The sequence below is a fragment of the Prevotella pectinovora genome (assembly GCF_000834015.1).
GTDB lineage: Bacteria > Bacteroidota > Bacteroidia > Bacteroidales > Bacteroidaceae > Prevotella > Prevotella pectinovora.
This window is the reverse complement of sequence record NZ_JXQI01000025.1, coordinates 55,174-69,999: the sequence shown is the minus strand read 5'-3', so window position 1 is coordinate 69,999 and position 14,826 is coordinate 55,174. Positions and strand designations below refer to the sequence as shown.

Below are 14,826 nucleotides of genomic sequence, written 5' to 3'. Positions count from 1 at the left end.
TGATGCACCTATCCACAGCAACGTCTTTTTTTTATCCCAAATCGGTCATTAGGGCTTGATAACATTCTCAATAATATTGCTGGCCACACCTGCATTTGGCCAGGTTCAAGTAACATACCACCTTTTTAGTTTCTTTATGACAAGAATATGATGATATTCCGACAAAAAGGCGTATTTTTGTAGTCGGAACGAACAAATGTACGTTCAGCGCATACAAGAAGAGCATCTCACAAATGCATATTCATATTACATGGCAATCAATAAAGACAAAACTTTCAAGAAAGAATAACAATCAAGAAAGAATAAAACTCAAGAAAGATAAAACTATAAATAAAAGAAAACAGCAATCAAGAAAGACAAAACTATTAAACAACAACATAAAATGAAGAAAATTAGAGCAGCCGTAGTGGGCTACGGCAACATCGGACATTATTCTGTACAGGCTCTCGAAGCAGCAACGGATTTCGAAATAGCCGGTATCGTAAGACGCAACGGCGCAGAGAACAAGCCTGCAGAACTGGCAGAATATGAGGTAGTTAAGGACATTACAGAACTTAAGGACGTTGATGTGGCAATTCTCGCCACTCCATCGCGTAGCTGCGAGGAATATGCCAAGAAGATTCTCGCCCTCGGCATCAATACCGTTGACAGTTTCGATATACACACGGGCATCGTGGACTATCGCGCCACTCTCATGCCAATCTGCAAGGAGCACAATGCTGTAGCTGTCATCTCTGCCGGTTGGGATCCAGGTTCTGACTCTATCGTACGCACTCTGATGCAGAGTCTGGCACCTAAAGGATTGTCATACACCAACTTCGGACCGGGAATGTCGATGGGCCACAGCGTCTGCGTACGTTCAAAGGCAGGTGTGAAGAACGCTCTGTCGGTTACCATTCCAAAGGGTGAAGGTCTGCACCGCCGCATGGTGTATGTGGAACTTGAAGAGGGAGCGAAACTGGAGGATGTTGCAAAGGCTGTGAAGGAAGATCCATATTTCGCCAACGACGAGACACATGTGTTTGCCGTAGACTCAGTAGACGAAGTACGCGATATGGGCCATGGTGTAAACCTCGTGCGCAAAGGTGTGAGCGGCAAGACCCAGAACCAGCGCATGGAGTTCAACATGAGCATCAACAACCCTGCATTGACTGGTCAGGTGCTCGTCAACGTAGCCCGTGCCTCTGTTCGCCAGCAGCCTGGTTGCTACACGATGGTGGAGATTCCTGTAATCGACATGCTTGCCGGTTCACGCGAAGACCTCATCAAACACTTGGTATAAGCACTTGGTATGAGTTTAAACAAAGCGCCCCACACCGCGATACTGATGCGATGTGGGGCGCTTTGTTTTTGATATTTTGTTTCGCTATGGTTTCTTACTCTATTAAACCCAAAACGGTCATTAGGCCGTTTATTGTATTTTATATTTACTGCTTGCAGTCTTTTGTTTTTTATAAGGCGTCTTTTGCTTGTTTTTAATTCGTAATAGCTCGCTATTACTCATTAAAAGCCAAACAAAATCCACTCTTCTAAAAGAACAAAATCCAGGCAAGCCCTAATGACCGTTTTGGGTTAAAGTAACGTTCTGACTGCTACTAACCGTAATCGGTCATCAGGCTGATTAGGGATTTGCCAACCGACTATAGAACAGCAATTAGTCATTTCTTCTCAACGGCCTTGCGCTGAATGAGTCTGAAAGCGATACCATACATATTGTCACCGCAAGTGACATGTATAAACTTCACGCGATTCTTCTCAAAATCTCTATAAGGCTGTGCGTTGAATACGATACGACGGTATCCTTCGCCATCGTTCACCACCTTTGCCGTGAACCATCCGCCCTCTGTAACGTTCTTGGTGTCAGCCAGTTTGCCGTTTTCCACGCTCTTCACGTTAGTTTCCTTTGTCTTTCCCTTGTCGTCGGTAGTCTTGTCGTTTATCTGCACGATATTGAGTTCCTTGGCGTTTTTCACCGTTACGGAAGCCTCTCCACCTTCAGCATTGATGTAGACATCAGTGTTGTTGGGGTCGAGCACCGGCAACACCTTTGAATCATCATCATCATCACTACATGCCGTAAACGCTACAGCGCAAAGGGCAAAAAGCATAAACAGGTATTTCTTCATTTCTCTTTTCGTTTTGTTATTTGTTATTATTAAGATTGACAAGTTTCCTTATGCTATCATAACTCCAAAAGCATCAAAACATTGCATCCCCCTCTACCGGAAAACGCATGTTTTCTTTCATATCATGGGTTATCTGTCCTTCCAGAAACCACGGGTGAACAGCACTACGACGCTGAATATCTCCAGTCGGCCCATCAGCATCAGCACGGAACAAATCCACTTGCCCACGGCAGGCAGGATATTCCACGACGCGGTAGGTCCGATTTCCAGTCCCAGCGTCGGTCCCACGTTGCTCGCACAACTCATGGCGATAGTGATGGAGTTTGTGCTGTCCACTCCCATACATATCAGACAGAAGTATGCAAAGATACACAACGCCATATACAGGGCGAAGAACACGAGCAGCGTGACCTGTGCCGAACTGCTCACCAAATTGCCGTTCACCCTCACCGGCAATACTGCCTTTGGATGAAGGATACGACGAAGTTCGTTGCGCACCACCTTGAACAATATCACGCCTCTGACACTCTTGAAACCACCGCTCGTACTGCCGGCACATGCTCCGATGAACATACAGATGCTGAGGATGACCCACGTGATATGCGGCCATTTGCCGGCATCGTCGTTGGAGACTCCCGTTGTGGTGATGAACGACACCACCTGGAACAACGCGCTTCTGAGGGCATTCGCCATGTCATAACCGTTGAAGCGTATCAGGAAATACATTATTCCCATCGTGGCAAGCGACACCACGAGCACATAGAGCTTGAATTCCGAATTCTGGAACAGCGACAGGAACTTACGCTTGAAGAAGGTAAGATACAAGAGCGTGAAGTTTGTTCCAGACAGGAACATGAAGGCTATTGTGGTATAATCGATGAATGCCGAGTGGAAATGTCCGATACTGTCATTATAGGGTGCGAAGCCCCCCGTCGCAGTAATACTCATAGAGTAGTTGGTACAGTCAAAGAGGTTCATTCCTCCCAGATACAGACACACGGCACAACCCAATGTCAGCAACAGATATACGAGCCATATCGACTTTGCGCTCGACGATATTCGCGGGTGCACCTTGCTCTTTATCGGTCCGGTAGACTCCGCGGCAAACACCCTTATGCTTCCGCCCACGAGCGACGGCAGGATGGCGATGGTGAAGAACGCTATTCCCAATCCACCGATCCATTGCGTCATCGACCGCCAGAAGAGCAGTCCATGCGGCAGAGCCTCAACATCATCGATGATGGTGGCTCCCGTAGTGGTAAATCCCGACATCGTCTCGAAGAAGGCGTCGGTATAGTCTGAGATATATCCGCTGATGGTGAACGGGAATGCTCCGAAGAAGCTGAAAAGCGCCCAAGTCAGCGTGACGAGCAGATAGGCGTCACGGCGGTTCATACTGTTTTCCGCCATGCGACCCTTGTATTTCAGCATAAAGCCAGACCCCACGATGATGGCAATGGATATGGCAAACGCCATGGCATCGTCTTCTCTATAAAACAGAGCCATGGCGAGACACAGCGACATCAGCAATGCCTCAAGGAAGAGGAGCTGTCCCAATATCTTATATATAAGCTTGAAATTCAGCATTTCTTTATATGATTCATATTTTATGACTACAATATTCCTCTTGACTGATAATAAGCCAAAGAGCATTGAGGGATGTCATCACTTGAAGAATTTCTCAAGTTTCTCCATCCTCACGTTATAGCAGAACACCACCACGATGTCGCCAGCCTCTATCTGCGTACCACCCGACACGAGGTGTCCCTCTCCGTTGCGCACGAGTCCTCCGATGGTGGCACCTTTCGGCAGTCCGAGTTCAAACACCCTTTTCTTAGTCACTTTCGACTCCGGATGTGCCGTAAACTCAGCCACATCAGCGTTTGCCGTCATCAGGAAGCGCACGTTGTTCACCTCTGCGTCGAGCATCATCTGATAGATATGACTGGCAGCGATAGCCTTCTTGTTGATGATGGTTCCGATGTCGAGACTCACCGCCATGTTCACATAGTCGAGGTTTTCCACCGCTGCCACGGTCTTTCTCACTCCCATGCGCTTCGCCGTGAGACAAGCCAGGATATTCGTCTCGGCATTGCTCGTGAGCGCCACGAAAGCCTGCGTGGTGTGTATTCCCTCCTCGTTGAGCAGCTGCAGGTCACGTCCGTCGCCGTTTATCACCATCACCCGCTGGTCGTCAATCTGGTCGTTGAGAATGTCGCAGCGCTCCACGTCGTGTTCCATCAGCTTCACGTTCATGTATTCCGGCATGTTCTTCAGCGCCCTCACGGCAGTGTCGCCACCACCCATTATCATCACGTTCTTCACGTCGACATAATGCTCCTTGCCCACGATTTTCCTCACGTAGGGTATATACTGCTTCGTCACCATGAAGTAAACGAGGTCGTACATCTTCAGCACATCATTACCTCCCGGTATGATGGTGTCGCCGTCGCGGCGTATCGCCACGATATAGTATGGCGAGTCGGGCTTACAGAGTTCTTTCAGCGGACGGTCGAGAATCTCGCAGGTCTCCCTCAGTTTTATGCCGAGCATCACGAGAGCCCCTCCGTGCACGTCCCATCTCTGGCGCACCCAGCTCATTTTCAGTCCGTTCACGATATCGTATGCGGCGAGGTTCTCAGGATAGATAAGCGAGTCGATGCCCAGTTTCTCATAAAACTTAGCCATCTCCGGCTCCACGAACTCATAGTTGTTCACCTTTGCCACGGTCTTCTTGGCTCCGATAGCCTTCGCCATGACACAGCTGTTCATATTGAGATTCTCGTCGGGCGTCACGGCGATATACAGGTTGGCCTCTGCCGCTCCCGCATTTTTCAGTGCCGCCAGACTCGTCGGCGAGGCGTGCATCGTCAGAATGTCGTAGTCGGAGCTGATATTCTCAAGCCTCTGCTCGTCGTCGTCGATAAGCACGATGTCCTGATTGTTTCTCGATAGCAGTTTCGCCAGATGCGAACCTATCGCGTATGCTCCCGCAATGATTATCTTCATTATGTATTTCTTTTTGTTTACTTCCTGAGTGTTTCCTCTATCGTGCGGCGTATGCCTTCGGCATCAATGCCCACGATACTCTGCAGCTGTGCCACGGTGCCATGCTCCACGAAGTGGTCTGGCAGTCCGAGACGCACAATATCAAGATGCTGCCCGTTGTCTTCCATCCATTCTATCACCGCCGAACCGAAACCGCCTTCGCGCACTCCGTCTTCCACGGTGATGACATGCTTGAACTTCGCCGCCACCTCCTTGAGCAGGTTCTCGTCGAGCGGCTTCACGAAGCGCATGTCGTAGTGTGCCACGGATATACCGCTGCCGCCGGATGCCGACTTGGCGTCGTTTTCCATCATTTCGACAGCCTTCACCACGTTGTTTCCCACAGGTCCCACCGACAGTACGGCGATGTCGTCGCCGTCGCGCAACTTGCGTCCCGTGCCCACCTTCACTTCTTCCAGCGGACAATGCCAGTCGGCAAGCACTCCCCTACCCCTCGGATAGCGTATCACGAATGTACCCTTGCCGGGCAGCTGTGCCGTATACATGAGCCGGCGCAGTTCGTGCTCGTTCATCGGCGAGGCGAGAGTGATGTTCGGCACCGGTCTGAGAGCCGCCATATCAAAGGCTCCATGATGTGTGGCACCGTCTTCTCCCACCAGTCCTGCCCTGTCGAGACAGATCACCACGGGCAGGTTCAGTATCGCCACGTCGTGTATGATATTGTCGTATGCCCTCTGTGCGAAAGCACTGTATATATTGCAGAAAGGCTGCAGCCCGTCCTTTGCCATTCCTCCGGAGAATGTCACGGCGTGACCCTCGGCGATTCCCACGTCGAAGGTTCTCTCCGGCATCTCCTTCATCATGATGTTCAGCGAGCATCCCGTAGGCATCGCCGGCGTCACTCCCACGATGCGCTTGTTCTCTCTGGCGAGTTCGAGAAGCGTGTTGCCGAACACGTCCTGGAACTTTGCCGGTTCGGTGCCGTCCTCCGTCTTTATGCGCTGCCCTGTGTCGAGGTCGAATTTGCCAGGAGCATGCCAGATGGTGGCGGCCTTTTCAGCCGGTGCGTATCCGTGTCCTTTTATGGTGTGCAGATGCAGCAGCTTCGGTCCTTTCATCTCTTTCAGCTGGCGCAGCGTGCGCACAAGCTCCACCACGTTGTGTCCGTCGAAGGGTCCGAAATACCGTATGTTCATCCCCTCGAAGATGTTCTGCTGATGGCTTATCGCCGACTTCAGCGCATTGCTCAGCCGTATGATGCCTTTGCGTCTCTCGTCATCGAGCATACCATTGGAGTGCAGCCATTTGGCAGCCTTATATCTCAGTTTGTTGTAAGTCTCGCTGATGTTGAGCCTCAACAGATACTGCTTCATTCCGCCCACGCTGCGGTCGATGCTCATATTATTGTCGTTGAGGATGATTATCATGTCGTTTGGCGTCGTCGACACGTTGTTGAGTCCCTCGAAAGCCAGTCCGCCGCTCATCGCTCCATCGCCGATTATCGCCACCACGTGTCTGTCGTCGTGGCCCGTCTGCCTGGCAGCCACCGCCATTCCGAGCGCCGCCGATATGGAGTTTGATGCGTGTCCGCACATGAAAGAGTCATACTCGCTCTCCTCCGGTGAGGGGAACGGTCGCAGTCCGCCGAGTTTACGGTTGGTGCAGAAACTGTCGAGTCTGCCCGTGAGAATCTTATGTCCGTAAGCCTGATGGCCCACGTCCCATACGAGTCTGTCATACGGCGTGTTGAACACATAGTGTAGAGCTACGGTCATCTCCACCGCACCGAGACTCGAAGCGAGGTGTCCGGGATTCACCGACAGTTCCTTCAGGATGTCTGCCCTCAACTCATCGCATACCTCCGGCAACTGCTCCACAGGCAGTTTTCTCAGTTCATCGGGGTATTTTATGCGTTTGAGAATATTGTCCTTGTTGTCTTCCTTCATGATATACTGTTCTGTCAGAGAGTTTTTTCTTTTATGGTGTGATACGAATTACTTGTGCGCGATAATCCACGCAAAGCCGGATTACAAATTGCAAATGTAGCAAATTTATTCCATCATCAATTATAATAACGGAGAAATTTCCCTTTTATTCGTTTTCCGCCTTGCCTTTTATCCCAAATCGGTCATTAGGCCGTTAAATATATTATTTTACTAACTGCTTGCAGTCTTTTGCTTTTTATAAGGCGTCTTTTGTCCGTTTTTAATTCGCAATAGCTCGCTATTACTCATTAAAAGCCAAACAAAATCCACTCTTCTAAAAAACAAAATCCAAACAAGCCATAATGACCGATTTGGGATTATCCCAATATCCGCTTGCGTGCATCGGCATATTCGCCCATCATGCGCTCCACTATCTGTGCAGCTGTCTGTATCTCCTTTACCGCCGACGCCACCTGACCGATTTCGAGTTCTCCTCTGTCGAGGTCACCCTCGAAGATGCCGCGTTTCGATGCCGCCTTACCGAGAATGCCTCTCAGCGCCTCGGCATCGGCGCCATTGTCTTCGGCAGTCTTTATCTCGTCGTAGAGCGGATTCTTTATCATTCTGGTCGGAGCCAGCTTCTTCAGACAGAGCATCGTGTCGCCTTCCTGCAGCGAGGCGCAGCGGTCTTTGAAGGCATCGGCAGCCGAGCTCTCCCGGCTCATGGCGAACACCGTGCCACACTGCACTCCCTCTGCTCCCAACGCTTCGGCTGCGAGCATCGCCTCGCCGGAGGCTATTCCGCCGGCGGCTATAAGCGGCAGCGTGGTGGCGCGGCGCACCTGTGGGATGAGCACCATAGTGGTGGTTTCCTCCCTGCCGTTGTGTCCTCCTGCCTCGAAGCCTTCTGCCACCACGGCGTCTACACCGGCCTCTTCGCATTTGGCTGCGAACTTGCTGCTCGACACCACGTGTGCCACCTTGATGCCGGCGGCATGGAAGCGGGCGGTGTATTTCTTAGGACTGCCTGCCGAGGTGAAAACTATCTTCACCCCCTCGGCTATTATCATGTCTATCAGAGTGTCTATCTCCGGATACATCAGCGGCAGGTTGATGCCCCATGGTTTCCGGGTAGCCTCTTTCATCTTGCGTATATGTTCGAGAAGCGTTTCGGGATGCATGGATCCGGCACCGAGGAGTCCCAGTCCGCCGGCTTCGCTCACTGCTGCAGCCAGTCGCCAACCGCTACACCACACCATTCCTCCCTGTATCACGGGATATTCTATTCCGAAAAGTTCTGTAATTCTGTTTTTCATATTCTTTTTTTGCTGTTATCACTATTGCTTATTTACCGACATATAATGTTCCTTTGCAAATTTAGGCAAAATATCCGTATTATAAGCAAGTAGGGATAAAAAAAGAGACAATCTACAAGAGTCCTTTTGGGAGAAAAGCATCCGCAAAAGCTCCTATAGACTGTCTCGCGCTAACAAACTTACCTTAAGACAACTATAACCTATTGTTATATCATATCATTCCAGTCGTCATCCCAAAGACTGCCCTTGTCAGTCTGACTGTCATCGTCTTCTTCATCAAAGAGAGAATTGTTATGTCTCTTTGCATCCCATTCATCCCCTTGTCCTCCGCTTTCAGCAGCAAGCAAAGACTCAACATGTGTTCTAATATGTAAATAATCCGAAAAGTGAAAAACGCATGAAAAAACGATGCAAACGTTTGCATCGTCATCTCCACACTACACTCTAATTCATACAAGAACACAGTGATTGCTTTTATACAAAAAATGGGCAGCATGCTTGCCCATGTGGGGCAAGGTGCTTACCCAACAGGGGCAAGGTGCTTGCCCCTGTTGGGCAGAATTGCTGTCAGACACATGCCCAATATATTAATTTTGTAGTACTCCTATTCCTTTTCCCAGGATTCTACCAACGCATGCAATTCCTGTCGTATGAATTCCTCTCATCTGACATAAGCAAACCATCCAGACAATTGGCTGACAGTTGGATAACAGTCAACTGGCTGGATGTCAGAATATTACAACAAAAAACCAGACAATCTGACAGTTTTTTTCATTTTTTCAGTTTTTCGTTAATCCCAAATCGGTCATTAGGGCTTGCCTGGATTTTGTTTTTTAGAAGAGTGGATTTTGTTTGGCTTTTAATGAGTAATAGCGGGCTATTGCGAATTAAAAACAAGCAAAAGACGCCTTATAAAAAGCAAAAGACTGCAAGCAGTTATTAAAATTATACATTAAACGGCCTAATGACCGATTTGGGTTCAATGTGAGATTTTACCCCCTACACCTACTTGACGAGATTTGAAAGAATCCATTCGCAATGCTCCCTTTCGGTAGCGTCGCTGGTCCAATGCTCATTGATGGGAGTGATGAGCGAAGACTTGGGACAACGGAGCACATTCCATACGGCATAGCTGGTGGTCGGCGGACAGGTGTTGTCGTTATACCCCCATGTCATACGCACGGGACAGGAAATGTGGCGTGCGAAATTCACCACATCATAATACTGAAGGGTCTTCTCCGTTTGCTCGTTGAGCACCCCTATGCGCTGCATGTGAGGGTAGCCGCCCGTGCGTCCTTTCTCGAGGTAGGCTGCCATGTCGGCAAGAGCCGGATGGTTTGCGCAGCAGAGCGTTACACGGCTGTCGAGCGCCGCCGCCACAAGACTCAGCGCACCGCCCTGGCTGCCACCCTGCACGGCAACGTTCTTTCCGTCCCACTCTGGCAGGGTGGTAAGGAAATCAATGGCACGCACCAGTCCGAGGTAGACATGCTTCATATAATAATCATCGCGAGAATACAATCCCTGACACAGATAGCCATTGGCACCGGTGTTGAGGGCGTTGCTTATCTCCTTGAACTGCCGGTCGCTCATCCTCGGGTCGAGCCCGTGAATCTCCATCTCGAAGCGTATGCAGCCGCTGTCGGCATAATAGCGGTGGCGCAGCGGCTCCTTGATGGTCTTCACGCCTGCTCCCGGAGGACAGAGCACCACAGGGCACGAGCCTTTTACGTGGCCATTGGGTATGAACAGATAGCCGTAGATGCACTGTCCCTGCTTGTTCACGTCGAGGCGCACGAGATAGGCATCGGCCTTGTCGGTGTCGTATTCATGAGCAGGGTTCATGGTGTAGCTGAGGGGCACGCTCTTCAGCTCGTCAAGCTCTTTCTGCCAGAAGGTCATGAAGTCGGATGGTTCTTTGGTGTAGGGCTGTATTTTATCCACCGAGAAGCCGACCTTGACATGATGAGTGGTAGTCGCACCGCCGATTTTGGCAGTAAGACGGAGGTCGAGGAAGCCGGGGTCGCGGCGTGTGCCCATATCTACCACTGCCCTGCCGTGTTTCAGCACAGCCTTGCCGGTATGACCGCCGTCGAGCATGTCGCGGCATACGGTATATGTCACCTCGCCGTCCTGCGCCACTCCGTATCTATACAGCTGCACCTCCACCTGCGCCTTCTCGCCGGTCTTATAGAGCCAGTCGGTATGGTCTGGCACGGTGACCCACAGGAAATCACTACGGTAAGGATAGTTTTCAGCACACATATTGCAGACTGCCATCATCACGAATAGAACCAGAAGGAATAACTTTCTTGATTTATTTTTCATTTTCGATTTATTTGTATATTGCATTTATCCCAAGTTTGTTTTCGTATGCAAATTTACAAAAAAAGGCATATATGCAAAAACGAATGCAAATTATCCTCTACAATATTGCCATTTATCTCGGTTAACCGGATTTTTGCATTATCTTTGCAAACGATATGATTACCAGATGTTACCTTGAAATCACGAATGTCTGCAATCTGAACTGTGTGTTCTGCCCCAAGACAACAAGGGAGAAACACTCAATGACGCTTGACGAATTCGACACACTGACAACACGACTCGCCGGAGAAGTGAGATTCCTGTATTTCCACCTCATGGGCGAACCGTTTCTACACCCTCTGCTGCCTGAGTTCATCCTGATGGCACGCCGGAAGGGGTTCACTCCCGTTATCACCACCAACGGCACGCTGCTGGCGCAACGTGGCGACCTGCTCGACGCACTGCCCCACAAGCTGCAGATTTCGCTGCATTCGCATGAGGGCAACGGGAAGGATAATCCGGAACAGTATATCGATGAAGTGATGGCGTTTGCCAAAGAAGCGGCGCAGCGCGGATGCGTGGTGGTGTTGCGGTTGTGGAACGAGGGAGGGTTCAACCGTATGAACGACTCTATTCTGGACATGATTGCCGAATGCCAGCCTCGTCCGTGGACACAGAGACACGACGGATGGAAACTCGCAGAGAACCTGTATGTGGAAAGCGACGACATGTTTGAATGGCCCGACCTTCAGCATGATGTCTACAAGGAGGAAGAGGTGTTCTGCTATGCGCTGCGCAATCAGATCGGCGTGCTTGCCGACGGCACGGTGGTGCCATGCTGTCTGGACCACAACGGCGACATGCCGCTCGGCAATCTCTACGACAATAGCCTCAACGAGATTCTCGCCTCTCCACGCGCCACCGCCCTCTATCAGGGCTTCACCAGCCACACCGCCGTGGAACCGCTATGCAGGCGCTGCGGATATTCCGCCGTTTCCAAACGGTTCAGAAAACAGGAATAGAAACGGAAGACAAGAGGTGGTCTCTTTTCAGTTTCGTTTCGGCAACCATGACGAAGGTACTTCTTTGAAGTTCTTGATATTGGGATTGGCAATGTCTATAAGTTTCAGATACCATTGGTCGCTTCCTCTGCGTTCGCCATCCATATAATATACTTTGTCGGGCTGGTCTCGCAATATCACATATAAATCCAAGAACAGGAATATTCTATCGTTGGCAATACAGCTCCAGTCAAACATCGGGATGCCTGTCAAATCTCTGTTTTTATAGAAATAATAGTTGTTGTCCACTCGCAACATATCCATAAATCCTACCCGTTCGACAACAGGGCGTTCATCAAACTCCTGCATGGTGTAAAGGTTTACCCAAGTTGGTTTCTCTTCTCCGATAAATACCACCTCCGCAATGTTGTCGTCTGAAAGCTTCACACTCTTCAGATTGTCCAATATTATCTGATGTTTGTTGTTGCTGATGGAGTATCCACCATTAGTATAATGTTCGCAGACGTATGCGTCCTTGCTATTGAAGTCATTGCCTCTGTTCTTGTTGACAGCATAATAGGCATAGGTCACCAGACACATTTCTCCATCAATCTCCTTTCGGATGCTATTGCTCGGCTGCTTGCGCTTTTCGCCTGTGATATATTCCCGTTCCAAAGCCTTCACTTCTTGCATCGCACCTTGCGCATTATACAGATACTGCTCCTTGGCATCTACCGCCAATGGCGACCATGGGTCTTTCCTTCCTACGTATATCATTCGCTCATTCACTTCATGCAGCAGATAATATTTCGTGATGCCGCCTTCCGTCTTGCTGACCAACCGCCAATTTAATCGTACATCTTCGTAGGTCTTATACATCCCCTGCATCTTGTCACCGATACGGATGTACTGTCCGGCTCCCATATATCCAGAACCCATTCTTCGCAAATGTGCCGTTTTGCGGAACATCTTCTGCAACTCTGCCAACTGTAAGTTTACTTTGGGCTGGTCATGGCGTGCGATGACTACCATGTCGGTATTCTGGTCTTGTGTGGCTGCCGCATTATCCATGATGTCAATGCTTCTCAGCGACAGGTCTCTTGCTGCGTCAATCTCGCCCTTACCAGTATCCATACCTCGGAACATAGCTTCCCAGTTCCATTCGACAGTGGGCAAACCAAACAGGCGATATAGTCCTACGTTATCAAGAATAGTGCAGCACTCCTTATCCTTTGCCACTCGCAATCCACGACCTACCATCTGTAGATACTTGGCTAATGACAGCGTGGGACGGGCCAACTGTACGAACTCGACATCCGGACAGTCGAAGCCTTCGCCGAACAAATCCACATTGACTAATATCTGGATCTGTCCGTCCTTGAACTTCTCAATATTGGTGCGGCGTTCATTGAGAGGTGTGTTTGCGCTTATCGCCACCGTCCCAATTCCATATTCCATGTAGTATTCGGCAATATGTTCGGCGTGTTCTATATTGATGGCGTACACTATACCTTTCTTCTTGGGCACGAACTCCATCACCGTTCTATACAGTCTTTGGATTGACGGTTTGCAATCCAACACATCCTGCATCTCCGCTATGCTATAGTCTCCGTCAGTAGCACGCTTCTCCAGTCCGTCGATTTTCTTCTGGTCTTCACTGTTGGGATTAAGCGATACGTAATCAAAGTCTGACAGATGGCCTTTCTTGATGAATTGGGCGATAGTATAGGAACAGAGCAGCTCATCAAATAAATCAGTAAATCCATTTCTGTTTAATCGGCAAGGGGTTGCCGTCACTCCGAGTTTCTTTGCCTTGGGGCAGGCGTTGATGACTTCTGCATAGGTTTTAGCCAACGTATGGTGTGCTTCGTCGATTACTATCAATGATGGAGATGTTTCTATTTCTTGATAGTGACGGGTCAGCCATTGTATAGACAGGACCCTTATCTTACTGTCCTTATTGGCTTCAGAATATGGTTCTATTCCGAATGACACCAAGGTGTCCTCAATCTGTGATACCAACTCTCTACGATGGGTGACAATCCATACACATGGATTCTTCACTCTTCGTTCCTCGTTCTTCACTACACTGACAAGCACATGCGTTTTTCCAGTGCCTGTAGGCATCTGAACCATGACAGATTGACGAGTCTTGAACGCCTCTCCAATCCGTTGCACCATGTCGAGTTGATAATCGTAAAGTTGTATTTGATTCATGTTGACAGTAAGTATATGCTATCAATTATTGATTATAGCCATAATATAGATCTTTTTTGTGCATCTTCACAATTCCTATATTTGAATCAAGCGCGTCAAGTATTTTTGTCAGATATGCCTTCTGAGACCTATCAACATTAAGCCTTCTGAGATCTATCAACATTACAACCAATAAAAACTCTTTTTATTCTGACCGACAGCTGTAGTCTCTTCTTGCCTTTATCTATTTCAGGGCTTAAGAAAAATGAGCGATTAACAGACAGCCGGGCATTCCAGTTTGTCTGATGGGTTATCTTGTCATCGTTCAGTAATAATCACTTTAAATGTTTCAAAAATAAGTTTTATGTCATACCAAAACGAACTGTTCTTCACATATTCCAAATACAGTTTTATCTTCTCCTGCATAATCACGTTGATGTAATAATCCTCTGGGTCTTCAGCCTTCTCCATCAGTTCGTTCTCGTTGCGGAACTTGATGCTTGCAGGGTCGGTAATGCCTGGACGAACATCCAACACGTGCATCTGTTCTGGAGTCCAGTAATTCACATAGTGACGCACTTCAGGACGGGGACCGACCAGACTCATATCTCCAATAAACACGTTAATAAGTTGGGGAAGTTCATCAAACTTGTACTTACGGATGTAATATCCGGAACGTGTGACACGAGGGTCACGGCCGCCGATAGTCACCAACGAACCTTTATCGGCTCCAACTCGCATCGAGCGGAACTTGAATATACGGAAATCCTTGTTGTTGCGTCCTACACGTACCTGTCGGTAAAATACAGGACCTTTGGAATCCAGTTTAATCCATATTGCCAATATCAGGAATAACGGACTTAAAACTATCAATCCACAACCAGAGGCAACAATGTCAAATAATCTTTTCATAATTTTTTTCATAAAAAAAAGCTTGAAGACAAAG

10 protein-coding genes are annotated in these 14,826 nt (G+C 48.9%); 2 read left to right on the top strand and 8 right to left on the bottom strand.

Annotated elements, in window-relative coordinates:
• Positions 1-382: 382 nt before the first annotated feature.
• On the top strand, positions 383-1,282 hold the full coding sequence (locus tag ST42_RS03345; protein ID WP_022316825.1) for a diaminopimelate dehydrogenase: 900 nt from the start codon (positions 383-385) through the stop codon (positions 1,280-1,282).
• A 376-nt stretch (positions 1,283-1,658) separates the two neighbouring features.
• On the opposite strand, the gene ST42_RS13985 is transcribed toward ST42_RS03345, so the two are convergent.
• The 6 genes from ST42_RS13985 to ST42_RS03310 all read right to left on the bottom strand — a co-directional run bounded on the left by ST42_RS13985 (position 1,659) and on the right by ST42_RS03310 (position 10,704).
• Positions 1,659-2,126: a hypothetical protein gene (locus tag ST42_RS13985; protein WP_022316824.1), complete on the bottom strand. Its 468-nt coding sequence runs from the start codon at positions 2,124-2,126 to the stop codon at positions 1,659-1,661.
• Between the two features lie 129 nt (positions 2,127-2,255).
• Positions 2,256-3,713, bottom strand: coding sequence for a TrkH family potassium uptake protein (locus ST42_RS03335; protein ID WP_044072278.1), 1,458 nt, complete (start codon positions 3,711-3,713; stop codon positions 2,256-2,258).
• A 78-nt stretch (positions 3,714-3,791) separates the two neighbouring features.
• On the bottom strand, positions 3,792-5,135 hold the full coding sequence (gene trkA / locus ST42_RS03330) for a Trk system potassium transporter TrkA (protein ID WP_044072276.1): 1,344 nt from the start codon (positions 5,133-5,135) through the stop codon (positions 3,792-3,794).
• A gap of 17 nt (positions 5,136-5,152) precedes the next feature.
• Positions 5,153-7,081 (bottom strand): 1-deoxy-D-xylulose-5-phosphate synthase, encoded by a 1,929-nt coding sequence (gene dxs, locus ST42_RS03325; RefSeq protein WP_044072274.1) that lies wholly within the window; start codon positions 7,079-7,081, stop codon positions 5,153-5,155.
• A 356-nt stretch (positions 7,082-7,437) separates the two neighbouring features.
• Entirely contained in the window at positions 7,438-8,376 is a 939-nt protein-coding gene (locus ST42_RS03320; protein WP_044072272.1) for an NAD(P)H-dependent flavin oxidoreductase, read from the bottom strand.
• 1,005 nt (positions 8,377-9,381) lie between these two features.
• Complete coding sequence (locus ST42_RS03310) at positions 9,382-10,704, bottom strand: acetylxylan esterase (protein WP_044072298.1); 1,323 nt, start codon at positions 10,702-10,704, stop codon at positions 9,382-9,384.
• 155 nt (positions 10,705-10,859) lie between these two features.
• Here ST42_RS03310 and ST42_RS03305 point away from each other — a divergent pair, with 155 nt between their 5' ends.
• Positions 10,860-11,705 carry a radical SAM/SPASM domain-containing protein gene (locus ST42_RS03305; RefSeq protein ID WP_044072270.1) on the top strand — a complete coding sequence of 282 codons (846 nt, stop codon included), beginning with the start codon at positions 10,860-10,862 and terminating at the stop codon, positions 11,703-11,705.
• Positions 11,706-11,732: 27 nt separating this feature from the next.
• Here ST42_RS03305 and ST42_RS13110 read toward each other — a convergent pair whose 3' ends face one another.
• Together ST42_RS13110 and ST42_RS03295 are read right to left on the bottom strand one after the other, a co-directional pair.
• Positions 11,733-13,901 (bottom strand): DEAD/DEAH box helicase, encoded by a 2,169-nt coding sequence (locus tag ST42_RS13110; RefSeq protein WP_082028565.1) that lies wholly within the window; start codon positions 13,899-13,901, stop codon positions 11,733-11,735.
• 297 nt (positions 13,902-14,198) lie between these two features.
• Positions 14,199-14,792 (bottom strand): sugar transferase, encoded by a 594-nt coding sequence (locus ST42_RS03295; protein WP_044072293.1) that lies wholly within the window; start codon positions 14,790-14,792, stop codon positions 14,199-14,201.
• Between the last annotated feature and the right edge of the window lie 34 nt (positions 14,793-14,826).

Coding starts and splice junctions, on each gene's coding strand:
- ST42_RS03345 (WP_022316825.1), top strand. CDS start 383: ATGAAGAAAATTAGAGCAGCCGTAGTGGGCTACGGCAACATCGGACAT.
- ST42_RS13985 (WP_022316824.1), bottom strand. CDS start 2,126: ATGAAGAAATACCTGTTTATGCTTTTTGCCCTTTGCGCTGTAGCGTTT.
- ST42_RS03335 (WP_044072278.1), bottom strand. CDS start 3,713: ATGCTGAATTTCAAGCTTATATATAAGATATTGGGACAGCTCCTCTTC.
- trkA (WP_044072276.1), bottom strand. CDS start 5,135: ATGAAGATAATCATTGCGGGAGCATACGCGATAGGTTCGCATCTGGCG.
- dxs (WP_044072274.1), bottom strand. CDS start 7,081: ATGAAGGAAGACAACAAGGACAATATTCTCAAACGCATAAAATACCCC.
- ST42_RS03320 (WP_044072272.1), bottom strand. CDS start 8,376: ATGAAAAACAGAATTACAGAACTTTTCGGAATAGAATATCCCGTGATA.
- ST42_RS03310 (WP_044072298.1), bottom strand. CDS start 10,704: ATGAAAAATAAATCAAGAAAGTTATTCCTTCTGGTTCTATTCGTGATG.
- ST42_RS03305 (WP_044072270.1), top strand. CDS start 10,860: ATGATTACCAGATGTTACCTTGAAATCACGAATGTCTGCAATCTGAAC.
- ST42_RS13110 (WP_082028565.1), bottom strand. CDS start 13,901: ATGAATCAAATACAACTTTACGATTATCAACTCGACATGGTGCAACGG.
- ST42_RS03295 (WP_044072293.1), bottom strand. CDS start 14,792: ATGAAAAGATTATTTGACATTGTTGCCTCTGGTTGTGGATTGATAGTT.